The 25,446-nt window shown below is 60.0% G+C and carries 26 protein-coding genes; 13 read left to right on the plus strand and 13 right to left on the minus strand.

Features of this window, described 5'->3' with window-relative positions:
- The first annotated feature begins 26 nt into the window (after positions 1-26).
- Positions 27-380, plus strand: coding sequence for a hypothetical protein (locus MOQ67_RS15520; protein ID WP_017846322.1), 354 nt, complete (start codon positions 27-29; stop codon positions 378-380).
- 143 nt (positions 381-523) lie between these two features.
- Here MOQ67_RS15520 and MOQ67_RS15525 read toward each other — a convergent pair whose 3' ends face one another.
- The 4 genes from MOQ67_RS15525 to modA all read right to left on the minus strand — a co-directional run bounded on the left by MOQ67_RS15525 (position 524) and on the right by modA (position 4,044).
- Positions 524-1,228 carry a YoaK family protein gene (locus MOQ67_RS15525; protein ID WP_017846321.1) on the minus strand — a complete coding sequence of 235 codons (705 nt, stop codon included), beginning with the start codon at positions 1,226-1,228 and terminating at the stop codon, positions 524-526.
- 282 nt (positions 1,229-1,510) lie between these two features.
- Positions 1,511-2,590 carry a molybdenum ABC transporter ATP-binding protein gene (modC, locus tag MOQ67_RS15530; RefSeq protein ID WP_198718171.1) on the minus strand — a complete coding sequence of 360 codons (1,080 nt, stop codon included), beginning with the start codon at positions 2,588-2,590 and terminating at the stop codon, positions 1,511-1,513.
- 5 nt (positions 2,591-2,595) lie between these two features.
- The gene (gene modB, locus MOQ67_RS15535; protein WP_017846319.1) at positions 2,596-3,276 is read right to left on the minus strand and encodes a molybdate ABC transporter permease subunit; all 681 of its coding nucleotides are present in this window, start codon (positions 3,274-3,276) and stop codon (positions 2,596-2,598) included.
- Positions 3,277-4,044 carry a molybdate ABC transporter substrate-binding protein gene (gene modA, locus MOQ67_RS15540; RefSeq protein ID WP_017846318.1) on the minus strand — a complete coding sequence of 256 codons (768 nt, stop codon included), beginning with the start codon at positions 4,042-4,044 and terminating at the stop codon, positions 3,277-3,279.
- Positions 4,045-4,264: 220 nt separating this feature from the next.
- Here modA and MOQ67_RS15545 point away from each other — a divergent pair, with 220 nt between their 5' ends.
- Positions 4,265-8,005 (plus strand): hypothetical protein, encoded by a 3,741-nt coding sequence (locus MOQ67_RS15545; protein ID WP_198718170.1) that lies wholly within the window; start codon positions 4,265-4,267, stop codon positions 8,003-8,005.
- Between the two features lie 6 nt (positions 8,006-8,011).
- On the opposite strand, the gene MOQ67_RS15550 is transcribed toward MOQ67_RS15545, so the two are convergent.
- From MOQ67_RS15550 to MOQ67_RS15570, 5 genes are all read right to left on the minus strand, one after another.
- Positions 8,012-9,073 (minus strand): NAD(P)H-dependent flavin oxidoreductase, encoded by a 1,062-nt coding sequence (locus tag MOQ67_RS15550; protein ID WP_198718169.1) that lies wholly within the window; start codon positions 9,071-9,073, stop codon positions 8,012-8,014.
- Positions 9,074-9,191: 118 nt separating this feature from the next.
- Positions 9,192-10,238, minus strand: coding sequence for a bifunctional DNA-binding transcriptional regulator/O6-methylguanine-DNA methyltransferase Ada (gene ada, locus MOQ67_RS15555; RefSeq protein ID WP_126585213.1), 1,047 nt, complete (start codon positions 10,236-10,238; stop codon positions 9,192-9,194).
- 75 nt (positions 10,239-10,313) lie between these two features.
- Positions 10,314-10,979, minus strand: a complete 666-nt coding sequence (alkB, locus tag MOQ67_RS15560) for a DNA oxidative demethylase AlkB (protein ID WP_046489457.1) — start codon at positions 10,977-10,979, stop codon at positions 10,314-10,316.
- Between the two features lie 4 nt (positions 10,980-10,983).
- The gene (locus MOQ67_RS15565) at positions 10,984-11,148 is read right to left on the minus strand and encodes a hypothetical protein (RefSeq protein WP_017846313.1); all 165 of its coding nucleotides are present in this window, start codon (positions 11,146-11,148) and stop codon (positions 10,984-10,986) included.
- Positions 11,149-11,174: 26 nt separating this feature from the next.
- On the minus strand, positions 11,175-11,477 hold the full coding sequence (locus MOQ67_RS15570; protein ID WP_017846312.1) for a DUF1883 domain-containing protein: 303 nt from the start codon (positions 11,475-11,477) through the stop codon (positions 11,175-11,177).
- 214 nt (positions 11,478-11,691) lie between these two features.
- On the opposite strand from MOQ67_RS15570, the gene MOQ67_RS15575 reads away from it, so the two are divergent.
- From MOQ67_RS15575 to MOQ67_RS15595, 5 genes are all read left to right on the plus strand, one after another.
- Positions 11,692-12,042 (plus strand): hypothetical protein, encoded by a 351-nt coding sequence (locus tag MOQ67_RS15575; RefSeq protein WP_017846311.1) that lies wholly within the window; start codon positions 11,692-11,694, stop codon positions 12,040-12,042.
- 172 nt (positions 12,043-12,214) lie between these two features.
- A complete protein-coding gene (locus MOQ67_RS15580) occupies positions 12,215-13,420 on the plus strand; it encodes an ISL3 family transposase (protein WP_026139890.1) in 1,206 nt (401 codons plus the stop codon).
- A 111-nt stretch (positions 13,421-13,531) separates the two neighbouring features.
- Positions 13,532-14,179 (plus strand): c-type cytochrome, encoded by a 648-nt coding sequence (locus tag MOQ67_RS15585; RefSeq protein ID WP_102617063.1) that lies wholly within the window; start codon positions 13,532-13,534, stop codon positions 14,177-14,179.
- On the plus strand, positions 14,176-15,093 hold the full coding sequence (locus MOQ67_RS15590; protein ID WP_026139942.1) for a c-type cytochrome: 918 nt from the start codon (positions 14,176-14,178) through the stop codon (positions 15,091-15,093). Before MOQ67_RS15585 ends, MOQ67_RS15590 begins: the two co-directional genes overlap by 4 nt.
- A 77-nt stretch (positions 15,094-15,170) precedes the next feature.
- Positions 15,171-15,401, plus strand: a complete 231-nt coding sequence (locus tag MOQ67_RS15595) for a hypothetical protein (protein ID WP_102617064.1) — start codon at positions 15,171-15,173, stop codon at positions 15,399-15,401.
- A 9-nt stretch (positions 15,402-15,410) separates the two neighbouring features.
- Here the strand turns inward: MOQ67_RS15595 and MOQ67_RS15600 are convergent, their stop codons facing one another.
- Together MOQ67_RS15600 and MOQ67_RS15605 are read right to left on the minus strand one after the other, a co-directional pair.
- On the minus strand, positions 15,411-15,692 hold the full coding sequence (locus MOQ67_RS15600; RefSeq protein ID WP_017846307.1) for a hypothetical protein: 282 nt from the start codon (positions 15,690-15,692) through the stop codon (positions 15,411-15,413).
- 192 nt (positions 15,693-15,884) lie between these two features.
- On the minus strand, positions 15,885-16,070 hold the full coding sequence (locus tag MOQ67_RS15605; RefSeq protein ID WP_017846306.1) for a hypothetical protein: 186 nt from the start codon (positions 16,068-16,070) through the stop codon (positions 15,885-15,887).
- A gap of 310 nt (positions 16,071-16,380) precedes the next feature.
- On the opposite strand from MOQ67_RS15605, the gene galU reads away from it, so the two are divergent.
- Both galU and gorA read left to right on the plus strand, forming a co-directional pair.
- Complete coding sequence (galU, locus tag MOQ67_RS15610) at positions 16,381-17,220, plus strand: UTP--glucose-1-phosphate uridylyltransferase GalU (RefSeq protein WP_003212579.1); 840 nt, start codon at positions 16,381-16,383, stop codon at positions 17,218-17,220.
- Positions 17,221-17,325: 105 nt separating this feature from the next.
- Positions 17,326-18,684, plus strand: a complete 1,359-nt coding sequence (gorA, locus tag MOQ67_RS15615) for a glutathione-disulfide reductase (protein WP_198717448.1) — start codon at positions 17,326-17,328, stop codon at positions 18,682-18,684.
- Here gorA and MOQ67_RS15620 read toward each other — a convergent pair whose 3' ends face one another.
- Complete coding sequence (locus MOQ67_RS15620) at positions 18,685-19,692, minus strand: DNA-binding protein (RefSeq protein WP_017846304.1); 1,008 nt, start codon at positions 19,690-19,692, stop codon at positions 18,685-18,687. It abuts the gene before it with no gap.
- A gap of 170 nt (positions 19,693-19,862) precedes the next feature.
- Between MOQ67_RS15620 and MOQ67_RS15625 the strand changes: the two genes are divergently transcribed.
- The 3 genes from MOQ67_RS15625 to ahpF all read left to right on the plus strand — a co-directional run bounded on the left by MOQ67_RS15625 (position 19,863) and on the right by ahpF (position 23,175).
- The gene (locus tag MOQ67_RS15625) at positions 19,863-20,795 is read left to right on the plus strand and encodes a site-specific integrase (protein WP_046383535.1); all 933 of its coding nucleotides are present in this window, start codon (positions 19,863-19,865) and stop codon (positions 20,793-20,795) included.
- 133 nt (positions 20,796-20,928) lie between these two features.
- The gene (ahpC, locus tag MOQ67_RS15630; RefSeq protein ID WP_010210361.1) at positions 20,929-21,492 is read left to right on the plus strand and encodes an alkyl hydroperoxide reductase subunit C; all 564 of its coding nucleotides are present in this window, start codon (positions 20,929-20,931) and stop codon (positions 21,490-21,492) included.
- Positions 21,493-21,609: 117 nt separating this feature from the next.
- Positions 21,610-23,175 (plus strand): alkyl hydroperoxide reductase subunit F, encoded by a 1,566-nt coding sequence (ahpF, locus tag MOQ67_RS15635; protein ID WP_017846302.1) that lies wholly within the window; start codon positions 21,610-21,612, stop codon positions 23,173-23,175.
- 129 nt (positions 23,176-23,304) lie between these two features.
- Here the strand turns inward: ahpF and MOQ67_RS15640 are convergent, their stop codons facing one another.
- Entirely contained in the window at positions 23,305-24,300 is a 996-nt protein-coding gene (locus tag MOQ67_RS15640) for an aldo/keto reductase (RefSeq protein WP_198717447.1), read from the minus strand.
- 105 nt (positions 24,301-24,405) lie between these two features.
- Between MOQ67_RS15640 and MOQ67_RS15645 the strand changes: the two genes are divergently transcribed.
- A complete protein-coding gene (locus MOQ67_RS15645; RefSeq protein WP_198717446.1) occupies positions 24,406-25,302 on the plus strand; it encodes a LysR family transcriptional regulator in 897 nt (298 codons plus the stop codon).
- Positions 25,303-25,446: the final 144 nt, after the last annotated feature.

Here is a 25,446-nt window from a genome sequence, read left to right on the forward strand (position 1 = left end):
CGCGTTTTTTTCCAAGGAGCGATGGCATGCGGAAACTGGTAATTGGCGCATTGGTACTGGCAGCACTGGCCGGCTGCGCGGGCTCGAAAATGAACGCGGCACGCACCGGCACGCCCTACAAGACCTTGGCGTCGGACAAGGCTGCGCTGGTGGTTGCCCAATGTATCCAGTTCGGCTGGCAGGACGAGGCGGTGTTTGGTGTCGACGCCGGCGGCTTCAAGGAGCCGATCGGGGCGGGCGGTTTCACGGTGTACACCACCGGCGGCGATTACTTTGCCGACGTGCGCAGCGCAGGGGCCGGTTCCTCTGTCGATTACTACACCGCCGAAGACTCCATGGTCGCCAAGCGCCGTTTGGCCGCACTTGCGACTTGTCTGTAATCTGTTGCCGTAGTGCTTTTAGGAAATGCCCTGCGGGACAGTCGCAGGGCATTGTCCTATGATTCCCCCGCTCGCTCGACGTAATAGCTCTTTACCAGTACACGGATGTCGAGGCCGTCACGTCGGGCGAGCCTCCCAGGTCATCAGCGCGGCATATAACCCAAGTGCCAGCGCCGGGGGATCTTCAGTGACACCAGGCCCAAAACCGCAGCCAGCGCCCCGCTGACCAGCAGCGCACCCAAGCCCATGCGGTGCTCGAGCAGCGCCCCGATCACCGCCCCGATGAACATCCCCGTCCAGGGGACCAACTGCACGCGCCACCCGTTGCGACGCTCCCCCAGCAACCAGCGCCCCAACCCGCGACCAAAGCGTGACAGCGCGCCGGTGACATAGGTAAGCCCCACCGGCAAGCCGTTGACCTCTTCGACCGCGGCATTGAGCATGCCCATCGCCACAATCGCCGCGAGCAAGGCGGGCAGCATATCGGCGAACGGCCACAGCGCGCCGCCGCAGAGCAGCGCCGCGATGCACAGCAGCAGGGGTAGGGCGTGACGGCCGCTCATGCGGCTGACCACGATACCCAAGGCGTTGCCGACCACGAAGGTCGCGACCAGCAACAGCAGGCGCCCGGTCAGGCCCAGGTCACCTTCGCTGATCGCTACTGCCAGGCGCGTGGTGTTGCCGCTCATGAATGAGACAAAGTCGCCACTGGCCATGAAACCAATGGCATCGGTCATGCCCGCCAGCACAGACAGGCTGGCCACCAGCATCATGCCGACACGACCCCGCCATTGCTGTTGACGGGCGAGTACGACGTTGGCGTAGGGCTTTTGGGACGAAGGCAGCATCGGGCTGGGTTCCTCGGTGAGATTATGCGGCCACTACCGTAAGGCGCTTTGATGTCTGGCGCAATGACCTCAGGCCGCTTCCAGCCTCCAGCCAGCGTCATGCCAGACCAAAGTATGAGAGGACTCGATCGCCTGTAAAAAACTCGAGGTGTGACACTCCCGTTGCGTAGGTAATGTCCTTGCAGGTCGCGGGCAGGTCGGCGGACGGCAGGTTACAAACAGATCAGGCCGGTCTGTCTGATTGACTGCAACGCAAGACGCTGCGGCCACAAGGTTTCGCGGCTACGCCAGCACCGCCACCGCCTTGATCTGCGCCCACAGCGTCTGGCCGGGGTGCAGTTGCAACTGGTCGCGGGAGAAGCGTGTGATGCGCGCCAGCAACGGCGTACCGCCGGCATCCAGGCGCACCAGCACATGGGCGCTGTTGTCCGCCGCAATCTCCTGGGTGACCGTCACCGGCAGGCGGTTGAGGATGCTGCTGTGGGCTTCGGCCTGCAAATTGAGGCTTACGTCTCGCGCCTGCACCTTGACCCGCAGGGCTTTGCCCAAGGCCAGCGGCGCATGGGCGACACGTATCTGCAAGGCGCTGCCGGGCAGTTGCAGGGTCAGCAATTGATAGTGCGCGTCGTAAGCGCTTACCGTGCCGTTGATCACCACACCGGCGTCCTCGCCCAAGGCCAAGGGCAAATCCAGCCGCGCCAGGGTTTCACCGATGGGGCCGCTGGCCAGGGCCTGGCCGTCGCGCAGCAACACGATGTGATCGGCCAGGCGCGCCACCTCGTCCTGGGCGTGGCTGACGTAGAGCACCGGAATGTCCAGTTCGTCGTGCAGGCGTTCCAGGTACGGCAGGATTTCACCTTTGCGTTGGCTGTCGAGAGCCGCCAGCGGTTCGTCCATCAATAACAGGCGCGGGCTGGTCAGTAACGCGCGGGCGATACCGATGCGCTGGCGCTCGCCGCCGGACAAGTGCTGCGGATGCCGCTCAAGCAAGTGGCCGATGCCCAACAGTTCGGTGGCCTGGGCCATGTCGACGCGACGTTGCGCACGCGGGATGCGCTTGAGGCCGAATTCCAGATTGGCGCGCACCGACAGATGGGGGAACAGGCTCGCTTCCTGGAACACATAGCCCAGCGCACGTTTATGCGGCGGTACGAACAGACCGTTGCGGCTGTCTTGCCAGACTTCGTCGTTGACCTGGACAAAGCCGTCCTCGGCACGTTCCAGCCCGGCAATGCAGCGCAGGCAGGTGGTCTTGCCGGAGCCGGAATGCCCATACAGCGCGGTGACGCCGCGACCGGGCAGTTGCAGGTCCACTTTCAGGGCAAAGGCGGAATACGTGAGGTGCAGGCGTACATCAATCATCGGCATCAGCTCCAGCCCATCTTGGTTTTACGGCTGGAGTAGAGCGCCAGCAACACGAGGAACGCGAACACCACCATGGCGCCGGCCAGCCAGTGCGCCTGGGCGTATTCCATGGCTTCGACGTGGTCGTAGATCTGCACCGAGACGACCCGGGTCTTGTCCGGGATATTGCCGCCGATCATCAGCACCACCCCGAACTCGCCGACGGTATGCGCAAAGCCGAGAATCGACGCGGTGATAAACCCCGGGCGGGCCAGGGGCAGGATCACGCTGAAGAACGTGTCCCAGGGGTTGGCGCGCAAGGTCGCGGCCACTTCCAAGGGGCGTGTGCCGATGGCGGAGAAGGCGTTTTGCAACGGCTGCACCACGAACGGCATGGAATAGATCACCGAGCCGATCACCAGCCCGGCGAAACTGAAGGTCAGGGTGCCCAGGCCCAGCCATTGGGTGAACTGGCCGAAGTAACCGTGCGGCCCCATCGTCAGCAGCAGGTAGAAACCGATGACCGTGGGCGGCAGCACCAGCGGCAGGGCGACCACCGCGCCAATAGGCCCGCGCCACCAGGAGCGCGTGCGCGACAGCCACAGGGCAATCGGAGTGCCGATGACCAGCAGGATCACCGTGGTCAGTGACGCCAGTTTGATGGTCAACCAGATCGCGGAAAAATCGGCACTCGATAGCGGCATTTAGAGCTCGTAACCGTAGGACTTGATAACGGCAGCGGCTTTCGGCCCTTTCAGGTACTCGACCAGCGCCTTGGCAGCGGCGCTGTCTTTGCCCTTATTGAGGATCACCGCATCCTGTTTGATCGGGTCATGCATGGACGCCGGGACGATCCACGCCGAACCGCTGGTGACTTTGCCGTCTTTGTAGATCTGCGACAAGGCCACAAACCCCAACTCGGCATTGCCGGTGGAGACAAACTGATAGGCCTGGGTGATGTTCTGGCCCTCGACGAGCTTGCCCTTGAGCTTCTCGGTCAAGCCTTCCTTGGCCAGCACTTGGGTGGCGGCCAGCCCGTAGGGCGCGGCTTTCGGGTTGGCAATGGACAGGTGCTTGAACGCGTTCTGCTTGAGCACATCGCCCTTGGCATCGACATAACCTTCCTTCGCCGACCACAGCGCCAGGGTGCCGACCGCGTAGGTAAAGCGCGAACCCTTGACGGTATCGCCTTCGGTTTCGAGTTTTTGCGGGGTGGTGTCGTCGGCGCTGAGGAACACTTCGAACGGCGCGCCGTTCTTGATCTGGGTATAGAACTGCCCGGTGGCACCGTAGGCGGCGATCAGCTTGTGACCGGTGTCCTTCTCGAAGTCGGCGGCAATCGCCTGGATCGGTGCGGTGAAGTTGGCGGCGACGGCCACCTGGACTTCATCGGCGTGGACCGCAGCGGCGGTGACTAGCGCAATGACGGCCGCCAGGCCGGGGCGAATCAAGCGTGGGAGGCTGAAGGTCATGGATAGCTCCGTATGAGAAGGAAAAAAGCCAGGATTGAGCGCTGCGGGACCAGGGGGGCGGTCAAGCGGTGTATGTATAGGTATATAGCGAAAAAATGGCAAGGGGAATCCGCCGGCCCCGCGCTGACATTTCCCGGCGGCAACGGCCCGCCTCCTGACAGCCAATGCATGGGAACCCGTTGATAGTGCAGCTCCTTTAGCAGGCAAAGGAGCAAGGGCCATGCAAAGGGAATATGCCTATATCAACGTCGGCGCCCCGAACAACCTTACCAGCGAGGCCGCCGTGAAAGCCTGGCTGGACCGCGTACTCAGCGCTTCGGCACTGGAACCGCAGGCCAAGGCGCTGATCACCACGCAATCGTTGATACCGGTGGAGTTTTCGATCCTGGAGGAGGGGGCCGAGCCGGGAAGTCCTGCGTTGATTGTCGAGCGCCAGGAAATGCCCCTGTGGAAAATACTCGACAAGCGCTTTACCTGGCGCGCGAGTGTCGGAAAAAACCAATCGACTGACAGCGTGCAGGTCAATGTTCTGTTTCCCAAGTTTTACGGGGCATTGGCCCAACGCTTGACGGCCCATCGATACTTTCTCGACAGCCTGCGAGTGTCAGGCCAGGCCCAGAGTGTCGAGTGGGAAGAGCGTGGCCTGGCGATCGCGACACGGCCTTTGCTCAAGACCGAGGTGGTGCTGTTCTCCGTGTGGGGGGCCAGTAAGCGCCTGCTTGCGGATATCTGGTTCGATCTCCCGCTGATTTCCCTGGGGGCCGGGCAATGGCCCAGGGCGATTGGCACCGGTTGGCCGGGGATGCGTATTGGCGCACGCAGCGGCGATCACATTCGTTATTCCGATGAGCCCGGCAAAAACACGCTGTGGGTCAAGCCGTTCGGCGAGGCGGTACTCGACGCCGATTTCAGCATTTTCCCGCGCTGGACGCCCCGTGCCGTCCTCCTGGCCGACCAAGCGCTGAAGGCCGACGAAGTGATCGAGGTGACCCTGAGCGCAATGCCTTATCAGGCCGATGAGGAGCGCTACATCATAGAGGTTCCGGCCTCGCGCCGCGCCGCTGCGGATTGGCACTACTATCTCAGCGTCTACATGAGTTACCGCTGCCCCTGGGTCAACTGCGGCGTCTTGCAGGAAGACGGCGGCATCCGGCTGCAGAGCGAGCGGCCCAATCAATGGTTCGTGCGCTGCGATGCCGCGCGGCTGTTTATAGCGGTCAGCATTCAGCCCCGCGAACGTACCGGCTGGAAGGCCCCCACCGCGCCCCCGACGCCCGAGGCAACCACAACCCAGGCCTGGCAAAAATGGGATGGGCTGAGGGAGAGCGTGGGCAATAACAAGATCGCCAAAGACTATATCGAATCGTTGATCGATCGCTGCCTGAAGAAGTCCGGTTTGTCTCAAGACACCCAGCAATTGTTCAAAAAAGAACGCCAATTCAAGTTCAAATACCTGATAGGCCACCCCACATATTCTCCTGGCGTGAGTGCATTCGTGCCGCCACGCTACAAGTACTTTTCCTTTGAACAAGTGCTGTTGGGTGAGCCGCAACGGCGTGCGTACTTCCAGGAAAAACTCAGTGCCGTGGATGTGCAGGGGCAAGCCTTGCCGGCGTCGCAAGTCGCGACATTGACCGGGATGCGCGACGTGTTGCTGGCTGACTTCCTGGCGGATATCGATGCGCTGGCCGCCAGCGACGACTACCAGAAACTGTTCGGCGAAACCTGTGACGCCCTCGCCAGGGTGCGGGTCGCACGCTATCTCGCGCAAGTCGATGCAGCCGACGAAGACTTGCGAGGGTGTGCGTTCCGCTACTTGAAAGGCGAGTTGAAACCGCGACTGTTGCTATTCAACGAAGCGGTGGTGCCCAATGCGATAGTGCTCAAATTCAACTCACAGAAGGCATTGCTGATATCCCTCAACTTCACCGAACTCAAGTGGGCGGTCTGGGCACCAAGCACCACCGCCGGGCAACCCTCGGAGGTGTTGATGCGATTTGTCGCGGAACATTCCCCTTTCCCGCAGAAAATGAACCTGGTGCCTCAGGATTTTTTTCCGCAAAAAAAACGCTATGGCTACCATTACCGGCGTTTCGCCCCGGAGCCGGTGTCCTTTCGTGATACCCAGCACATCAACGTGCAATTGCAGTTGGCGGCCATCGCGGATATCAAGGGGCAGGTCGACTATGCAGTGTTTTCGTCCGACGAAGAGCGGCGCCGGGTAAAACTGGCGATGTTCAAAAGTGTCGCCCGTGCGGTGTCCGGCCTGGTGACGGCGGCCGTCGGGCCTCTGAGCGGGTTGGGCGCGCTGCTGCTTTCCGGCATGGCGCGCTTCATCGCCAATGTCGGTGATGTCGGCCTTACGTATGCGTTGGCGCAAAATACCGATCGGCCCGAGGACTATGCCCACTACATCCATGAGTGCAAGCTGGGGGTGCTATTGGCGATGGTTGACCTGGGGGCCGATCTGCCCAGCGCCAATGCCAAGTTGCGCATATTGCTCAAGCAGTCGACGCTCGGCGGTCGGACCGTGGCGCCGATTCTGAATGCGCCCATAGACTACGACGCCCCGATAAAGTTGAAACAGACCAGTGAGTCCGAGACTTTTGTCTCCACGCCATTCTGGTTGATCGACCTGCGCCAGCGCATGGAAAAATCCTTCGACGACCGGGGCAAAGGCGCCGAACTCAAAGGTTACCTCCAGGCAACCGCCACCTGTGGGTATGCCGAGGCGAAAAGCTGTTCCGACTTTTTGCGCAGTCAGCGCTGGGAGACACAGGCCGTCGGCGTGCTGATTTTCTCCGAACTCGGCGATCAGCGCCCGCAAACGCATTTTGCGTTGTCGATTCGGGATGCGACGGACACCGCGATGGTCGATTTCAGCCTGGGCGACCTCGATGCCTCAATGAATGGTCGCGGCTATTTCGGTACGTTGAAAGGCTGGGAGGACTGCGTGCGCGGGTTGCCGGCCTTGGAGGGCGCGTTGGTGATTTACAAGTTTTATCCGGACTTTGCCAACGCAAGCCTGGAGGTTGACGGGGCGTTTGCGCTGGGCATCAGTTGGAGCCCCTTCGTCAATGGCGGCGATTACAGCGTGCTGTCGTTTCCCCTGGATTTCGTCTGCGGGGTTCGCGAGCAGTTGGAGCGTGTCTGGGCCCAGGTCTTTCACCAGTTGCCGATCAATGCATCGCTATCGCTCAATGAGCCGGCGACCTTCAATCAGTCTGAACTGCTGGCGCAAGTCAGCAACCTCAGCGGCCTGGTCGACGAGGCGGAAGGGCTATTGCGGCGCACCATTGGCGTGCAGGCGATCGGTGAGTTGCGGGCCTTGATGCTGGGCTTCCTTCAGGCATGGCGTAACGAACCATGGGGCGGCTATCGAGAACTGATGGAGGGCGTGATGGCTGAGGAGGCAGACTTGGTCAACCAGGCATTGATCCACCTCGAAGCCCTGCAGGCCGGTTTGCCAAGCACGCTCGCGAGCGCGCAAAACGCGCTGGTCGATTGTGTCGACTGGGTCGCGGTGCGGGCCGGAATCGACGACGATGCGTGGCGACTGTTATTTAAACAACAACTGGAACTTCATGTGTCAGGCGAGCAGGCGACGGTGGATTTATACACCGCCGCCGAACTGGATGCGTTGTATGAACAGCTCGCCCGGGGCCAGCAGCGCGAGTGTCATCACCAGCGCAGCTCCGGTTATGAGCGACTGACCATGACCAGTAGCCGGGCGTTGCTGGGGATAGGGTTGGGATTGATCCGCAAGATGGCCCCGGAGCGCCAGGCCGAATGCTGTTTCGCGCTGATCATGGCGAGCCAGCCCTACGACGACAGCAACGAACACTTTGCCCGAGTCGTATATGGTATCTGTGCGTTGCGCCAACAGCGGTTTACTGTGTTGACGCCGCTGCACGAACGTCGGCTCAGCGGCCTTCCTCCCGCAGAGCCGATACTGACCTGACGTGCGTTACCGAGACAGCCGGCTCAAGGCTTGTTCTGCCAGCCAGGTGGTCAGCTCGCGGGTTGCGAACGGATGCCGCAGGCCCACCGCCTGGCCCGCCCACAGGTTGCTGAAGCCGGCTTCATCCTTGGCCTTGAGTGGCAGCAACGCACCGCCGGCCCTGGGGAAGGCCGGGGCCAGCGGGTTGATCGCGCCGAGTTCTCGCATCACCCGGTTGACGATGCCGCGTGCCGGTCGGCCGGTGAACAGGTTGGTCAGCGCGGTTTCGCTGGCCTGGGCGTGACGCAATGCGTGGTGGTGCGAGGGGCTGACCGTGGCTTCGGGGGTCAACAGGTAAGCGGTACCGATCTGCACCGCCGAAGCACCCAAGGCAAAGGCGGCCGCGATGCCGCGCGCGTCAGCGATACCGCCGGCGGCGATCACCGGCACGCTCACGGCGTCGACGATCTGCGGCACCAGCGCCATCAAGCCGATCTGGCTGTTGAGGTCGTCGCTGAGAAACATACCGCGGTGGCCGCCGGCTTCAAGGCCCATGGCGATGATCGCATCGCAGCCATGCTGTTCCAGCCAAATCGCTTCTTCGACGGTTGTGGCCGATGAAAGTACCTTGGCGCCGGTCGCTTTGACGCGGTCGAGCAGGGATTTTTCCGGCAAACCGAAATGGAAACTGACCACCTCGGGACGGAACGCTTCCACCACTTCACAAGCCGCTTCGTTGAACGGCGCACGGTTGGTCACCGGCGTCGGAGCATCAAAGTCGGCGCCCAGTTCGCGGTAGTAGGGTTGCAGCAGGTCTTTCCAGCGCCGATCACGGGCGTCGTCCGCCTCGGGCGGTTGATGGCAGAAGAAGTTGACGTTGATCGGCCGCGTACTGGCCTGGCGGATAGTGCTCAACGCATCGCGCAACTGCTCGATACTCAGCGCCGCCGCCGGCATCGAACCGAGCGCGCCGGCCTCGTTGGCGGCGATGACCATTTGCGCGGTGGTTGCACCTGCCATGGGCGCCTGGATAATCGGTACGTCGATGCCCAGCAGATCGAGAATGCGCGTGTCTGGCCAGGTGCTCATGGGATGCGTCTCCAGCGTTGGTAAGAGTTTTCGCTGTTTTAGCAGGGCCCTTGGCGTCCGGCCAGTCTGTTTTATTCACTGGACGCAGCCTGGGTTTCGTGTAGTGGCGCGGGCTGTTTTAGCGGTCGCGCTCGCGTTCCAGCAACTGGCGCTTGCGCTCCACCCCCCATCGGTAGCCCGACAACTCGCCATTACTGCGCACCACGCGGTGGCAGGGAATCGCCACTGCGAGGCGATTGGCGCCACAGGCCTGGGCCACAGCGCGAAAGGCGGTGGGTGCGCCAATCCGTTCGGCGATCTGCGCGTAGCTGGCGGTGCTGCCCACCGGGATGTCGCGCAAGGCCTGCCATACCCGTTCCTGAAAGGCCGTGCCGCGCAGGTCCAAGGGTAAGTCCAGGCCCAGGGCCGGGGCTTCTATAAACCCCACCACCTGGGCGACCAACTGTTCGAAGGCCGGGTCCGCACCCAGCAGTTCGGCCTTGGGGAATTGGTCCTGCAGGTCGCGCACCAGCGTGTCCGGCTCGTCGCCCAGCAGGATCGCGCACACGCCGCGATGACTTTGCGCCACCAGAATCGCGCCGAGGGAACATTGGCCGACGGCAAAATGGATGTGAGTATTCGTGCCGCCGGCTTTGTAATCGCTTGGCTTCATGCCAAGCAGTTGGTCCGCCGATTCATAGAAGCGGCTGTTGGAATTGAAGCCGGCGTCATACAGCGCGTCGGTGACGGTGTTGCGACCTTTGAGCCCCTTGCGCACTTTGCGCGAGCGCTGTGCGCTGGCATAGCCCTTGGGGGTGAGGCCGGTGACTGACTTGAACACGCGATGGAAATGGAACGGGCTCAGCCCGGCTTGCTGTGCCAGTTGGTCGAGGCTGGGCGGGGTTTCGGCGTGTTCGATCTGCCGACAAGCGTTGGCCACCAGCTCGGCATGGCGTGCCGCGCGTTGCGTCTGGTCACCGGTCGCACGTTTGCTTGGGCGATAGCCTGCCGCCTCGGCCTGTTGAGGTGTCTCAAAGAATTCGACGTTTTCCGGACGCGGCAAGCGCGAGGCACTGCTGGGGCGGCAATACACACCGGTGGTTTTTACCCCATAGACAAACAGCGCGTCGGCCTGAGGATCACGGGCGAGGATCGCTGCCCAGCGCGGGTCATGTTCGTTATTCATTGCCTGCTCTCATGACGGGTCACGGCCAGATTAGTCGTGTCGCGGCGGCCTGGCACTCTGAAGCTTGCGGTCAAATCAGCCGGCGGTGCGAAAGGTCAGGTTGATGCGTTGCGGGCCCATGACCGGATGCGTGCCGTCCTTGACCGGCATGACTCCGTGGAAGCGCAGACGATCGACCCCGCCCCACACCACCACATCGCCATGGAACAACGAGATTTTTTGCGGCTTGTCGCTGCGTGCATGGCCGCCGAACAGGAAGATCGCCGGCAGCCCCAGCGACACGGAAACCACCGGCGCGGTATAGCAGCGTTCGTTCTTGTCCTGGTGCAACGACATCTTCGCCCCCGGCACATAACGGTTGATCAGGCAGGCATCGGGCACAAAATCGCTGAACCCGGCGTCGGCCGCCGCGTGTGCCGCCAGTTGACGCAACGTTTCGGGCATGGCTGGCCAGGGGTGGCCACTGCGCGGGTCAAGCGCGGTGTAGCGGTAGCCGCTGGGATCGGTGGTCCAACCCAGTTCTCCGCAACTGCTCAGCGCGGCCGACATGGTGAAACCACCAGGCGTAACCATTTGCCGAAACGGCGACTGAGCCAGCACGCAGCGCAACGCTGGCAGAAGATGCTCAATCCAGGGCAGGGCATAGCCCCTCAGAACGTGGGACTGTTCGCCAATCTGCTCACGCCCTGCGGGTTGTTGCAGGGCGTCGTCGGCGAACAGGTCGACGGTCGGGCCGGGCATGGGCTTACAGCGCCTTGCTCACGTTGATGTCAGTGATTTCATCGCTGGCGTCGTGAATCTTCGCCAGTACTAGCTTGGCTTCTTCGACGCTGTTGCTGTGCAGTTGGGCAAACTCAAAGCGGCGTTCGCCGTTGAGTTTGTACTTGATGACGTATTTGGTCGTGGTCACAACTTTTTTCCTGTCGAGTGTTCGGATCAGCTCAATTTGCTGTTGGTGCGACGAACGATGCGGATCTTGTGGGACAGCGCAGGTTTGCGGGTAACGCTGATGGCGCGGCGCGTCACAACGTCCAGGGTGATGTTCCAGAAACCGGTGCTCGGCGCGGTGATTTTCGCCGGGAACTTGTCGAACGCGCCGCCGTGGTAGGTGTGACGGCCGCCATTCTTGAAGCTGCGAAAATTCGCATCGCTCATCAGACGAATATTACAAGTCTGTGAGCATTCGATGACGACAATATCTCCCTCGTTGAGGTGCTCACGCTGGTGGATGAATTTCATGGGCGGGTGTCTCCAGAAGGGCTTTTTCTGAAAAATCAGAACGATACGTAGGTTAAGATAGAGTTTATCAGCCCCAGCGCGTTTATTATCGGGCCGTCGTCGACGACTTCGACAATTTAAAACAGTTATTTACCGAGTTATCAGGGATAAATCCTACGTTGGCGGGAGAAAATTACCATCCCCGCTGTCCTAGGGTCTTTATCGGAGGTTTTATATGAAGTGGAGTGTGTTGGTTCTGGCCTTGGCGATTGGTGGGTGTGCTTCGGTTGCAGATATCAAGCAGACCCCCCCGACCTTGGCGGTCATTTCAGGGAAAAAACCGCAGGAATATGCCGCCTGTGTGGTACGCAAATTGTCGACTACCCGCCGGCCGCCGCAGATCGAGCCGCATAAAAACGGCGTGCAGGTGATTGTGCCGCAGAAATTCTCCGCTGACCCGTCGGCTATTTTCGAGATTGACGAGCGCTCCAGCGGCAGCAGCATCAAGCTCTACGAGAGCATGTCCAATGTGCCGATCCGCCCGGGCGATGTGAAGAAGGCCGGGGAGGACTGCATTTCCGGCTGAGGCCGCGCGTTTACACGGTCCGTTTGAATCCGATAAAGAAGCCTGACACTGCCGTTGCAGTGTCGGGCTTTTTTTTGGTTCTTCACGGAATCCCGGGAAACACAGAAACAAGAACGCCGATTTGATGGATGATGTTCGTGCGAGCAAACACATCTAAAAAACCGGCGTTCTTATGCGCAATATTAATACTTTCCTTCCTTTTTGGGAGGGCTTTTCTGTCGTTGCGATCAAACCTGACGGCGATGCCCTTCAAATCGATCTGATCCCCCAGGCCACGCGATTTCCCACCTGTGGTGGCTGCCAAAAGCTCTGTTCAACAACTCATGAGTACTGCGATCGAGTCGTGCGTGACTTGCCGATTCTCGGTCGTGCAGTCCGCCTCAACGTGCAGCTCAGGCGTGTTAGTTGCCGTGATTGTGGCAAGCGCATGGAGGTCGTCAGTTGGCTGGATCGCTATGCCCGCATGACGCGCCGGCTGGCAGAGGCCGTTATTCAAGCCTGCGAACGCCTTCCTACACTGCATGTTGCGCAAATGTTCGGGCTGCACTGGGACACCGTTCGGTTGCTGGAGCGGCGCGCTCTGCAAGCGGCGTTGAGTGCCTTACCCAAGGCCCAACCACGGCGCTTGATAATGGACGAGTTCGCGTTATTCAAAGGTCATCGCTACGCCAGCGTGGTGTTGGACGCTGATACTCGGCGAGTGCTTTGGATCGGCGAAGGCCGTAGCCGAGCGGCAGTCAGACCGTTTTTCGAAGAGCTGGGGCCAGAAGGGTGCGCCCGAATTGAAGCGGTAGCGATGGACATGAACACGGCTTATGACCTGGAGGTTCGCCAACACTGCCCAAAAGCACGGGTGATTTATGACCTTTTCCATGTGGTCGCCAAATATGGCCGAGAAGTGATTGATCGTGTTCGCGTTGACGAGGCGAACCGATTGCGCCATGACAAGCCCGCTCGAAAGATCATAAAGCAAGCGCGATGGTTGCTATTGCGTAACCCGGAGAACCTGAAAAAGCCGGAACAGCAGGTTCATTTACAGGATCTGCTGGCCGCTAACCAATCGTTAATGACGGTCTACTTGATGAAGGCCGAGCTCAAAATGCTCTGGGCGCCGAGCGATGCCTGGGACTGGAGATCAGCCTGGAAGCAGTGGCTGCGTCATGCTCAAGAAAGCGAAATACCCGCACTGATCCAGTTCGCAAAGCGACTAAAAGGCTACTGGCGGGGCATCGTGAGCCGGGTACGCTGGCCAATGCACACCGGTCAGTTGGAAGGAATAAACAATCGAATAAAGGTCATCAAACGAATGGCGTACGGTTACCGGGACAGCGAATTCTTTTTCATGAAGATCAAGAGCGTCTTTCCCGGCAATCCGTGAAGAACCTTTTTTTTGGTGGTTTCGCAGTTGTCGCGGCGGGAAGGTTCTCCTACCATTTGTAGGCTTATTACATAAACGCCTAAATATATAACTATAAAAAATGGAGCCGTGATGATGTCTCTGGAACGAGTACTGATAGGCAGTGCGCTGATGTTGCTGCTGGGCAATGCCCACGCGCTGGATGGGAAGAAGATATTCACCGAGGGTGGCTCGCAGCCGGGCGCCATGCCCTGCGTAGCCTGCCATGGCGCCGATGGCGCGGGGCTCGCCGCCGCGGGCTTCCCCAGGTTGGCGGGGTTGCCGGCCCTGTATGTGCGTAAACAGTTGGAAGACTTCAAGCGCGGCACGCGTGCCAACCCGGTGATGCAACCCTTGGCGAATGCCCTCACTGACGCTGAGATCGACGCTGTCAGCCAGGCGCTGGCGGCGATGCCAGGCGCCGTCCCGCAACCGATCCATCGCAGCGAGATGCCTATCGGTGCTGCGCAAAAGCTCGCCCAGCAGGGCGCCTGGGAGCGGCAGATTCCGGCATGTGCAAGTTGCCATGGTCCTGCCGGTACGGGTGTCGGCGACGCGTTCCCGCCTCTTGCCGGTCAGCCTGCCACCTACCTGGCAGCACAGTTGACGGCCTGGCAAAACGGCACCCGTCACAACGACCCGAATGATCTGATGGGCCACATCGCAAAATCCCTGACCCCGGATGAAGTACAGGGCGTGGCCCAGTATTTCGCCTCACTGAAACTGGAGGCCAAGCCATGAGCCCGTTTGTTTTAGTTCTAGGACTGTTGGGTCTGCCGTCCGCCCACGCCGCTACGATCGCCATGGAAGACCAGTCGCAGTTGCAGCCTTCTGCCGGCCATGCGGCTGTCAGTCAATTCCAGCCGCCCCAAGAGAGCGAGCTGCCTGACAATGCCTACGGCAAGCTGGTCAAGGAGGGCTACGCGTTGTTCGTGGATACCAAACGCCTGGCGCCGACATTCGTCGGTAACGGGCTCAACTGCAGCAATTGCCACCTGGATCAGGGCCGCCTGGCCAACTCGGCGCCGCTGTGGGGCGCCTACCCGATGTATCCGGCCTATCGAAAGAAGAACGACAAGGTCAACACCTTTGCCGAGCGGTTGCAGGGGTGTTTCCAATTCAGCATGAACGGCGGTACGCCGCCGACCGCTGATAGTCGCGAAATTACCGCGCTCTCGGTGTACGCCTACTGGCTGGCCAGCAAAGCACCGTTGGGCGTGGAGTTACCAGGCCGTGGGTATCCCGACGTGGCCCAACCGGCCAAAGGTTATGACCTGTCCGGGGGCGCGCAGGTTTACAAAGGGCAATGCGCCGTCTGCCATGGCCCCGAAGGGCAGGGCCAGAAGGTCGGTGACAGTTACGTGATGCCACCGTTGTGGGGTAAGGACTCCTACAATTGGGGCGCCGGCATGCACCGCATCAATACTGCGGCGTCCTTCATCAAGCACAACATGCCGCTGGGCAAGGGTGGCAGCCTGAGCGACCAGCAAGCCTGGGACGTAGCGGCCTACGTCAACAGCCACGAGCGACCGCAGGACCCGCGCCTGGTTGACGGTTCCGTGGAGAAAACCCGGGTCAAATTCCACGCCAACGATGGGGTCAATCTCTACGGCCAAACCGTAGAAGGCGTGTTGATTGGGCAGGGCATCCGTTAGACTCTCGCCCAATCAACGCAAAAATGCCGCGCAAACCCTCGGTTTGTGCGGCATGTGTCTTTTTTGGGAAGTCTTTCATGAAGCGTGAACACGTCAGGGCTCGCCAGGCCGAAGGTCAGATATCGGCCACTCACATCATCCAGAACCCGGCTGACCTCGGGGAATGGATCGTATTCTTCAAGAAAAGCGGCGGTCGCAGTTTTTTCCTGGTGGACGATCAGGATGAAGTCGAATCTTTCTCGCGCCTGGATGACCTGGTGGAGACCGTCCGTGGCCTGGGTATCAAGTTTGCCGATATCCAGCTGTAGACGTAACGCTTACTTGCAGACCACCACCACACTGCGGCTTTTGAAGTTGCCCACGTCCTGGCCCAGGGTCTTTTCACTTTCCTTGAGCGAAGGCGTGCCTTCGGTACCGACGATACGGTAGCCGGTGCCCGCACAAGAGGCGTCGGCCTTTTCGTAGCAACTGGCCCAGGAATTGGCTTCGCCCGAGCAGTCGATGGTCAGGCCTTGTTCGCCGTTTTTCAGGTAGACATCAGACGTGGTCGTGCAGCCGGCGAGCGCCAATACTGCAGTGAGTGCCAGAATCTTGTTCATATGTGTTCATCATCGAGGGTGTTGGAGGGTGCGCTGACACTGTCGTGGGGCGTTTCGACGAGACTATAGCGAACTGCCATCTACGTATAGACATGTCTCGTCCTGAAAGTCAGGTGTAAGCCTATTCCAGGGTTATACAAAAGATACAAAAAAGCCCCGTTCACCGGGGCGTTTTTACGCAGCTTCCAAGGCTTACTTGCCCTTCGGTCGCTTGCTCGATGCGTGGCCCGCTTCATCCACAAACACTTCCGCAACCGCAGTTGCCTGGCTCTCGGTCGCGAATGCGCCAGCGACGCTGTCGCCGTGGAAGTTGATCAGGTGCCAACCGTCCGCTCGCTTTGTGATCAGGTAGCCGTTCACGCCTTTGGGTTCTGACATCTATTAACAATCTCGTGGTCTGGTTCAAGGGCGTAATGATAGCGCCAATTGTCGCGCCACCGCCCAAGTTATTCCAGGTCAATGTTTGCGGCGCCGAAGCGTGCTAAAAGGGTTGCAGCCCTTTTCAAGCCACAGGGCTACGCTGTTTTTGTCGGGGTATTGGTGAAGCTCTTTGTAGGATTAGCGGAACTTACGCCGACATTTTTTCTCTATGATGACATCGCAACGCCAGCAGGACCCATTGTAAGGTGACTGCGGCCTGATTAGACTGCGCCGAATTCCGTACGCACAGCCCTTTGTAAGGACCCATATGATCAAGAAATGCTTGTTCCCAGCAGCCGGTTACGGCACTCGCTTCTTGCCAGCGACCAAGGCCATGCCCAAAGAGATGCTGCCGGTGGTGAACAAGCCACTGATCCAGTACGGCGTCGAAGAGGCACTGGATGCCGGTTTGAATGAAATCTCTATCGTTACCGGCCGTGGTAAGCGCGCGCTGGAAGACCACTTCGACATCAGCTACGAGCTGGAAAACCAGATCAAAGGCACCGACAAGGAAAAATACCTGGTTGGTATCCGCAAGCTGCTCGACGAGTGCTCGTTCTCCTACACCCGTCAGACCCAGATGAAAGGCCTCGGCCACGCCATCCTGACCGGCCGTCCGCTGATCGGTGACGAACCGTTCGCCGTGGTACTGGCCGACGACCTGTGTGTGAACCTGGAAGGCGACGGCGTACTGACCCAGATGGTCAAGCTGTACCAGAAGTACCGTTGCACCATCGTCGCGGTTCAAGAGGTCGATCCTCAAGAAACCAACAAGTACGGCGTGATCGCCGGCGACGACATCGGCGATGGCCTGATCCGCGTGCGCGACATGGTCGAGAAGCCAGCGCCTGAAGATGCTCCGTCGAACCTGGCGATCATCGGTCGTTACATCCTGACCCCGGACATCTTCAAGCTGATCGAAGAAACCGAGCCGGGCAAGGGTGGCGAGATCCAGATTACCGACGCCCTGTTGAAGCAGGCCAAAGACGGTTGCGTGATCGCGTACAAGTTCAAGGGTCGTCGTTTTGACTGCGGTGGCGCCGAAGGCTACATCGAAGCGACCAACTTCTGCTACGAGCACTTCTACAAGACTGGCAAGGCTTACTGATTCACGGTTGCCCGCCTGTTGTAAGAGAAAGCCACCTTCGGGTGGCTTTTTCGTTTTTCACCCCCAACTAAGTCGGTATGCTGATTGCCTGCCGAGGAGAGTGAAATGGCCTACGATTTTGACCTGTATGTGATTGGCGCCGGTTCCGGCGGTGTTCGTGCTGCGCGCTTTGCCGCCGGTTTTGGCGCCAAGGTGGCCGTGGCGGAAAGCCGCTACCTGGGCGGTACGTGTGTGAACGTCGGCTGCGTGCCGAAGAAACTGCTGGTCTACGGCGCGCATTTTGCCGAAGACTTCGAGCAGGCCAGCGGTTTCGGCTGGTCCCTGGGGGCGGTGAACTTTGACTGGGCGACCCTGATCGCCAACAAGGACCGCGAGATCAACCGCCTCAACGGCATCTATCGCAACCTGCTGGTCAACAGCGGCGTTACCCTGCATGAAGGGCATGCGCGACTGGTCGATCCGCATCAGGTGGAAATCAATGGCGAGCGCTTCACGGCCAGGCACATCCTGATCGCGACCGGCGGCTGGCCGCAGATCCCGCAGATACCGGGGCATGAGCACGCGATCGGTTCCAATGAAGCGTTCTTCCTCAAAACGCTGCCCAAGCGCGTGCTGGTGGTTGGCGGTGGCTATATCGCCGTTGAGTTCGCCGGAATTTTCCATGGTTTGGGTGCGCAGACGTCTTTGCTGTATCGCGGCGACTTGTTCCTGCGCGGTTTTGACGGTGCGGTGCGCAAGCATCTGCAGGAAGAATTGACCAAGCGTGGCCTGGATCTGCAGTTCAATGCCGATATCGAACGAATCGACAAGCAAGCCGACGGCAGCCTCAAGGCCACCCTCAAAGACGGGCGCGTGCTGGAAACAGACTGCGTGTTCTACGCCACTGGCCGTCGGCCGATGCTGGATAACCTGGGCCTGGAAAACACCGGGGTCAAACTGGATAAGCGCGGTTTTGTCGAAGTGGATGACCTGTACCAGACCGCCGAATCGTCGATCCTGGCGATTGGCGATGTGATCGGTCGCGTGCAGTTGACCCCAGTGGCCCTGGCCGAAGGCATGGCCGTGGCGCGTCGCCTGTTCAAGCCGGAGCAGTATCGCCCGGTGGACTACGCGATGATCCCGACGGCCGTGTTCAGCCTGCCGAACATCGGTACGGTCGGTCTGAGCGAGGAGGACGCGAAGGGCAAAGGCTATAAGGTGAAGGTTTTCGAAAGCCGTTTCCGGCCGATGAAGCTGACATTGACCGGCTGCCAGGAAAAAACCCTGATGAAACTGGTGGTCGACGCCGACACCGACAGGGTCCTGGGTTGCCATATGGTCGGCCCGGACGCCGGGGAAATCGTGCAGGGCTTGGCGATCGCGCTCAAGGCGGGCGCGACCAAGCAGCATTTTGATGAAACCATTGGCGTACACCCGACGGCGGCCGAAGAGTTCGTCACCATGCGAACGCCCGTGGCCGACTGATCAGGTGCTGGGCGTTGCCTCGGCGGTCGCTGCAACGGCGGCTGTCAGACGCAACGCCTCGATGCTGGCCTGAGCCTTGATCAGGTCCAGCTCCAGCGCCTTGTTGGCCTGCTGGAATTCGCTCAGCGCGGCTTGGCGTGACTGACTGTCTTGCACCGCGACCCGCAGGCGTTCCTGGAGCAGGGTGCGTTCGCTGTCGATCTGCTTCAACTGTTCGCTCAGGTGGAGTTGTTGCGCCTGGTCCTTGCGCACTTGCTCCTGCAGTGTCGCCAACTCCTTCACCGTCACCCGATGTTCGATCAGCAGGCGCTCGTTGTCGCGGTGCAACTGGGTGATCTCGTCCTGGCGCACCATGGCGCTCTGCTGGGCCTGGCGCAGTTCCGCCTGGACCTGTTGCACCTGGCCTTCGTGGCGTCGTTGCTCCTGTTCGCGCTGTTCTTTGATGGCGTTGCGGTAATGCTCCAGCGCATCCCGGGCGTGCAGGTGTTTGTCTTCCAGCGAGCGAATCTGTTCGTCCTTGTCGCTGATGCGCAGCTCGTAGTCACTGCATGCCTGGCTCAACCCGGCGTTACGGGTTTGTTCGGTCTGCAGGCTGGTGCTGGTGGTTTGCAGGGCTGCGCTTTCTTCGGCAAGGGCCGCGGCCTGGATATCGAATTGCTGTTGCAGTTGGTTGTGGGCTGCTTGCAGCGTTTCGAGCTGGGCGAGCAGGGCGGTTTTCTGTTGCTCGAATTGCGCCAGGGCCAAGTCGATGGGCTCTTGGGCTTTCTCTTTCAGGCGCTGGGCAAGCCGTGCCACCAATTCGCCGAGTTCATCGTCGATGGGCGCTTCGGTGATGGTCTGCCGCGTTTCGCTCTCGTCCAGTTCCTTCAAGTAGCGATGAATCGTGGTTTTCGAGCCGGTATTGCCCATTTCGATGCGTACCGCATCGATGCTGGGGTTTTCGCCGCGGGCGAGGATCGCCAGGCGTGCCGTTTGAACGACTGCTTTGTTTATGCCGCCACGAGCCATGGGGTCTCCGTCGATTTAGTACTGTGGTACATGGTATGTATTTACGTATCATATCATGAATAAAAACGAGTTAAAAATCATGATCTAACAGATGGGATATTGGCGTATTATCCCGTGTCAGCGCGGTTTTCACCGTGAGTGCGCCCTATCAGCAGTACGAAAAGGCTTTCATGAGCGATCTGGATCGTTACCTCAACGCCGCTACCCGCGATAACACGCGCCGCAGCTATCGCGCAGCCATCGAGCACTTCGAGGTGAGTTGGGGCGGATTCCTGCCCGCCACCAGTGACAGCGTGGCGCGCTACCTCGTGGCCCATGCCGGGGTGTTGGCGGTGAATACCTTGAAGTTGCGCCTTTCGGCATTGGCGCAATGGCATACGAGCCAGGGTTTTCCCGACCCGACCAAGGCGCCGGTCGTGCGCCAGGTGCTCAAGGGAATTCGCGCCGTACACCCGGCGCGGGAGAAGCAGGCGCAGCCGTTGCAGCTCAAGCATCTGGAGCAGGTGGTTGCGTGCCTGGAAGGGGAGGCGCGCGCAGCGAGCGAAGCCCAGGACCCCGCCCGGCTGTTGCGCGCCAAACGCGACAGCGCATTGATCCTGCTCGGCTTCTGGCGCGGCTTTCGCAGTGATGAGTTGTGCCGATTGAGCATCGAGCACGTTCAGGCCGTGCCCGGGGCCGGTATCAGCCTGTACCTGCCACGCAGCAAAAGCGACCGCGACAACCTCGGCAAGACCTACCAAACCCCAGCATTGCTGCGGCTGTGCCCGGTGCAGGCCTACAGTGAATGGCTCAGCGCTTCGGCGCTGGTCCGCGGCCCGGTGTTTCGCGGGATTGACCGCTGGGGCAACCTGGGCGAGGCGGGGTTGCACCCCAACAGCGTGATCCCGCTGTTGCGCCAGGCCCTGGAGCGTGCGGGTATTCCGGCCGAGCACTACACCAGCCACTCCCTGCGTCGGGGCTTTGCCACGTGGGCCCATCGCAGTGGTTGGGATTTGAAGTCGTTGATGAGTTACGTCGGCTGGAACGACATGAAATCCGCCATGCGCTATGTTGAAGCGACACCCTTTCTAGGCATGACCCTGGCAACTGCGCCGCTGATTTGAGGTTTCTTCTATTAATACTGTCGACTGATAGAGAAAGCCAATCGCGAGCATCAGGTTTGCCAATGAGCCATCGGCCAAGAGAGTGGGTAGGATTCACTTCATCAACTTACCAACCCCTGACGGAGAGTCAACGATGCCTATCATCAACAGCCAAGTAAAACCGTTCAAAGCGACCGCCTACAAAAACGGCAACTTCGTAGACGTGTCTGACGCTGACCTGAAAGGCAAATGGTCCGTAGTGTTCTTCTACCCGGCCGACTTCACCTTCGTTTGCCCGACCGAGCTGGAAGACCTGGCTGACAACTACGCCGAATTCCAGAAGCTGGGCGTCGAAATCTACAGCGTTTCCACCGACACCCATTTTGCCCACGCTGCCTGGCACAACACCTCGCCAGCCATCGGCAAGATCCAGTACACCATGATCGGCGACCCAACCCTGACCATCTCCCGCAACTTCGACGTGCTGATCGAAGAAGCTGGCCTGGCAGACCGCGGTACTTTCGTGATCAACCCAGAAGGTCAGATCAAGATCGTTGAACTGAACGACGGCGGTGTTGGTCGTGACGCTTCCGAGCTGCTGCGCAAAATCAAAGCCGCTCAGTACGTCGCTGCCCACCCAGGCGAAGTGTGCCCAGCCAAGTGGAAAGAAGGCGAAGCCACCTTGGCTCCGTCCCTGGACCTGGTCGGCAAGATCTAAGTCTGTGACACATCAAGGGCGGGATTCCGCACCTAAGTAAGCTGCAACCGCCCTCAAAAACGCCCGGGCGAGATTCGCTCGGGCGTTTTTTTTACCAAATTCAAAGGAATCGCCCGTATGTTGGACGCCAATCTTAAAGCTCAGTTGAAGTCATACCTGGAACGGGTCACCCAGCCGATTGAGATCGTCGCCTCCCTCGATGACGGCGCGAAATCCCAGGAAATGCTTGCACTTTTGCAGGACGTAACCAGCCTCACCACGCTGATTACCCTGAAAACCGAGGGTGACGATGCACGCAAGCCCTCGTTCTCCATCAACCGCCCGGGTGCCGAGATCAGCCTGCGTTTTGCCGGCATCCCCATGGGGCATGAATTCACTTCGCTGGTGTTGGCCCTGCTGCAAGTCGGTGGCCACCCCTCGAAGGCCAGTGTCGAAGTGATTGAACAGATTCGCGCGCTCAAAGGCGAGTTCAGCTTCGAGACTTACTTCTCGCTGTCGTGCCAGAACTGCCCGGACGTGGTCCAGGCGCTGAACCTGATGGCCGTGCTGAACCCGAACATCAAGCATGTGGCCATCGACGGCGCGCTGTTCCAGGCCGAAGTCGATGAGCGCCAGGTCATGGCCGTGCCAAGTGTCTACCTCAACGGTGTGAACTTCGGCCAGGGCCGCATGGGCCTGGAAGAAATCCTCGCCAAGCTCGACACCAGCGGTATCGAAAAAGCCGCCGAGAAGATCAGTGCCAAAGCCGCATTCGATGTGCTGGTGGTCGGCGGTGGCCCGGCCGGTTCGGCGGCGGCTATCTACGCTGCGCGCAAAGGTATCCGTACCGGTGTGGCGGCCGAGCGTTTTGGCGGCCAGGTGCTGGACACCATGTCCATCGAGAACTTTATCTCGGTACAGGAAACCGAAGGGCCGAAACTGGCCAGCGCGCTTGAAGCTCATGTGCGTCAGTACGACGTGGACATCATGAACCTGCAGCGTGCCAGCAGCCTGGTGCCGGCGAAAAATGCCGGTGACTTGCACGAAATCCGTTTTGAAAGCGGTGCGACGCTCAAGTCGAAGACGGTGATCCTGGCTACCGGCGCCCGCTGGCGTGAAATGGGCGTTCCGGGCGAGCAGGAATACAAGGCCAAGGGCGTGTGCTTCTGCCCGCACTGTGATGGTCCGCTGTTCAAGGGCAAGCGCGTAGCGGTGATTGGTGGCGGTAACTCCGGCGTCGAAGCGGCCATCGACCTGGCCGGCATCGTCAGCCACGTTACCTTGCTCGAGTTCGACAGCAAGCTGCGGGCTGATGCTGTGTTGCAACGCAAGCTGTTCAGCCTGCCGAATGTCGACGTGATCACCAGCGCACTGACCAGTGAAGTTAAAGGCGATGGCCAGAAAGTCACCGGCCTGGTGTACAAGAATCGCGACAATGGCGAGTTCACGACCGTCGGCCTGGAAGGCATCTTTGTGCAGATCGGTTTGTTGCCCAACACCGATTGGCTCAAAGGCACCGTCGAACTGTCGCCCCGGGGCGAGATCATTGTCGATGCGCGTGGCGAAACGTCACTGCCGGGCGTATTCGCTGCCGGTGACGTGACCACTGTGCCGTACAAGCAGATCGTGATTGCGGTGGGCGAGGGCGCCAAGGCTTCCCTGAGCGCGTTCGATCACCTGATCCGGACCTCGGCGCCGGCCTGAAGTCCGCGCCGTAAATAAAAAAACCCGTGTGTAAACATGGGGTTTTTTATTTCAGGATGGTTTCGGTAGCGTATTTTGCTGGGCTACGCCACTGCCCGATACACAAGGTCTGCACCTTCAGTGCGGGTTTTATTTCTGAGACATCACCTCAAACGCTGCTGGGTATCGGTCGCCCGAGATGTTTTCGGGCGAGAACGTCGCTTCGAGCCAGGTGCATTCCTCTTCGGTCAATTTCAGGCGGGTCGCAGCGACGTTCTGCTCCAGATGTTCGAGGCGTTTCGCACCGGGGATCGGAATGATGTCGTTGCCCCGGGCCAGCACCCAAGCCAGGGCGACTTGCGCGGCGCTCACTCCTTTTGCGGCGGCGATTTCTTCGATCACGCTCACCAACCTGCGGTTTGCCTCGACGTGCCCAGGCTGGAAGCGCGGCAGATTGTGTCGGAAATCTCCTGCTTCCAGCGTGGCGGTAACGGGCGCCTTGCCGGTCAGGAAGCCGCGGCCGAGCGGGCTGAACGGCACGAAGGAAATGCCCAGCTCGCGGCAGGTGTCGAGAACGCCATTGGTTTCGACATCACGCGTCCACAGAGAATATTCGCTCTGTAACGCGGTGATCGGGTGGATGGCATGGGCTCGGCGCAGCGTATCGGCAGAGACTTCGGAAAGGCCGATCGCGCGAACCTTGCCCTCGGTGACCAGTTCGGCCATTGCTCCGACACTCTCTTCGATGGGCACCGCTGGGTCGACACGGTGCAGATAGTAGAGATCGATGACGTCGGTATCGAGGCGCTTCAGCGAAGCGTGCGCGACGGCCCGGGCATTTTCGGGACGGCCATCCGTTCCGGTGATTTCACCGAAATCGTTCCGATCCCGGTTGTAGATGAAGCCAAACTTCGTCGCGATGACCACGCGTTCCCGATACGGCTTGAGCGCCTTGCCCAGAAGTATCTCGTTGCGATACGGGCCATAAACCTCGGCAGTATCGAAGAAGGTTACGCCAAGTTCGACTGCACGATGCAGTGTCTGGATTGAACTGGCTTCATCTTGGACGCCATAGGCCTGGCTCAGTCCCATGCAGCCCAAACCGATGGCCGAGACGTCGATTTTGCCTAATTTGCGATGTTCCATAACGTGTTCCTCTGTGAAGTTAGCCGGAATACGAACAGGGTAGAGCGAGCGACTAGTACTGATAATCCGTGCAAGCGAGATTGTGTTGATCTAAAATTTAGAACAATGGACAGAACACAGCTCTCCCAACTCGTCGTTTTCGTCGCCGTCGCCAAGACAGGCAGCTTTCGCGCGGCGGCCGATCAACTCGGCATCGCGCCTTCTGCGGTCAGCCATGCGGTCTCCACGTTAGAGGGCGCCTTGGGGCTGCGCCTATTGGCAAGGACCACACGCTCGACACGCCCGACAGAGGAGGGCGAACGCCTTCTGGCACGGGTCGCAGGCCCCCTCGCCGAAATCGAAACCGGGTTCGCGGAAGTTACGGAGGATGCTGTTGCTCCTTCTGGTCCCTTACGGATCACGATGCCGCTCCTCGCTGTCCAGGAAGTCATCATGCGTCGACTGCCGGCATTCGTGGCGCTCTATCCTGCGATTGAGCTCGACATTCGCGTTTCGGATACGTTTGAGAACATAGTCGAGGAAGGGTGTGACGCCGGGATCAGGCTCGGGGAGAGTCTGGAGATCGACATGATCGCGGTACGTGCTGGTGGGGCACGGCGCGGCATGATCGTTGGGGCCCCGGCTTACTTCGCCGGGCATCCCAAACCTCTGCACCCCCGCGACCTGGCCGCACACAACTGCATCCGCCGCAGGTTCCAGAGTGGCCGTATCTACCGCTGGGAATTGGAGCACGACGGGCATGCCATCAGTGTCGGGGTGAACGGCAATCTGATCCTGCCACAGCAGGAACTGATGAGGCAGGCCGCCCTCGACGGCATTGGGCTGGCTTTTTTGTTTGAGGAAAACGTTTTGGCCGATGTCCGCGCAGGCAGGCTGATTTCCGTCATGGAAGAGTGGTGTCCACCCTTCGATGGCTTTTATATCTACTATCCTTCCCGGCGACTGATGCGTCCTGCATTGCGGGCCTTCATAGAATTCTTTCGTTATGGAGAGTCTGCGTAACACGCCATTCGTGGCACGCTTGGGGATTGCGCGATGACGTCCGCCGGCCTGGGTCGTGTCATTGCGATTGCCGGGGCCTGGTTCTGACATGCCCACGCGTGCAACCGCTGCACACCCATATGGCCCCCAGCCCACCAAAGCGCC

The organism is Pseudomonas sp. LY-1 (assembly GCF_053502595.1).

Bases quoted from the DNA above. Each gene is read 5' to 3' on its own strand.
- MOQ67_RS15520 (WP_017846322.1), top strand. From the start codon at position 27: ATGCGGAAACTGGTAATTGGCGCATTGGTACTGGCAGCACTGGCCGGC.
- MOQ67_RS15525 (WP_017846321.1), bottom strand. From the start codon at position 1,228: ATGCTGCCTTCGTCCCAAAAGCCCTACGCCAACGTCGTACTCGCCCGT.
- modC (WP_198718171.1), bottom strand. From the start codon at position 2,590: ATGATTGATGTACGCCTGCACCTCACGTATTCCGCCTTTGCCCTGAAA.
- modB (WP_017846319.1), bottom strand. From the start codon at position 3,276: ATGCCGCTATCGAGTGCCGATTTTTCCGCGATCTGGTTGACCATCAAA.
- modA (WP_017846318.1), bottom strand. From the start codon at position 4,044: ATGACCTTCAGCCTCCCACGCTTGATTCGCCCCGGCCTGGCGGCCGTC.
- MOQ67_RS15545 (WP_198718170.1), top strand. From the start codon at position 4,265: ATGCAAAGGGAATATGCCTATATCAACGTCGGCGCCCCGAACAACCTT.
- MOQ67_RS15550 (WP_198718169.1), bottom strand. From the start codon at position 9,073: ATGAGCACCTGGCCAGACACGCGCATTCTCGATCTGCTGGGCATCGAC.
- ada (WP_126585213.1), bottom strand. From the start codon at position 10,238: ATGAATAACGAACATGACCCGCGCTGGGCAGCGATCCTCGCCCGTGAT.
- alkB (WP_046489457.1), bottom strand. From the start codon at position 10,979: ATGCCCGGCCCGACCGTCGACCTGTTCGCCGACGACGCCCTGCAACAA.
- MOQ67_RS15570 (WP_017846312.1), bottom strand. From the start codon at position 11,477: ATGAAATTCATCCACCAGCGTGAGCACCTCAACGAGGGAGATATTGTC.
- MOQ67_RS15575 (WP_017846311.1), top strand. From the start codon at position 11,692: ATGAAGTGGAGTGTGTTGGTTCTGGCCTTGGCGATTGGTGGGTGTGCT.
- MOQ67_RS15580 (WP_026139890.1), top strand. From the start codon at position 12,215: ATGCGCAATATTAATACTTTCCTTCCTTTTTGGGAGGGCTTTTCTGTC.
- MOQ67_RS15585 (WP_102617063.1), top strand. From the start codon at position 13,532: ATGATGTCTCTGGAACGAGTACTGATAGGCAGTGCGCTGATGTTGCTG.
- MOQ67_RS15590 (WP_026139942.1), top strand. From the start codon at position 14,176: ATGAGCCCGTTTGTTTTAGTTCTAGGACTGTTGGGTCTGCCGTCCGCC.
- MOQ67_RS15595 (WP_102617064.1), top strand. From the start codon at position 15,171: ATGAAGCGTGAACACGTCAGGGCTCGCCAGGCCGAAGGTCAGATATCG.
- MOQ67_RS15600 (WP_017846307.1), bottom strand. From the start codon at position 15,692: ATGAACAAGATTCTGGCACTCACTGCAGTATTGGCGCTCGCCGGCTGC.
- MOQ67_RS15605 (WP_017846306.1), bottom strand. From the start codon at position 16,070: ATGTCAGAACCCAAAGGCGTGAACGGCTACCTGATCACAAAGCGAGCG.
- galU (WP_003212579.1), top strand. From the start codon at position 16,381: ATGATCAAGAAATGCTTGTTCCCAGCAGCCGGTTACGGCACTCGCTTC.
- gorA (WP_198717448.1), top strand. From the start codon at position 17,326: ATGGCCTACGATTTTGACCTGTATGTGATTGGCGCCGGTTCCGGCGGT.
- MOQ67_RS15620 (WP_017846304.1), bottom strand. From the start codon at position 19,692: ATGGCTCGTGGCGGCATAAACAAAGCAGTCGTTCAAACGGCACGCCTG.
- MOQ67_RS15625 (WP_046383535.1), top strand. From the start codon at position 19,863: ATGAGCGATCTGGATCGTTACCTCAACGCCGCTACCCGCGATAACACG.
- ahpC (WP_010210361.1), top strand. From the start codon at position 20,929: ATGCCTATCATCAACAGCCAAGTAAAACCGTTCAAAGCGACCGCCTAC.
- ahpF (WP_017846302.1), top strand. From the start codon at position 21,610: ATGTTGGACGCCAATCTTAAAGCTCAGTTGAAGTCATACCTGGAACGG.
- MOQ67_RS15640 (WP_198717447.1), bottom strand. From the start codon at position 24,300: ATGGAACATCGCAAATTAGGCAAAATCGACGTCTCGGCCATCGGTTTG.
- MOQ67_RS15645 (WP_198717446.1), top strand. From the start codon at position 24,406: ATGGACAGAACACAGCTCTCCCAACTCGTCGTTTTCGTCGCCGTCGCC.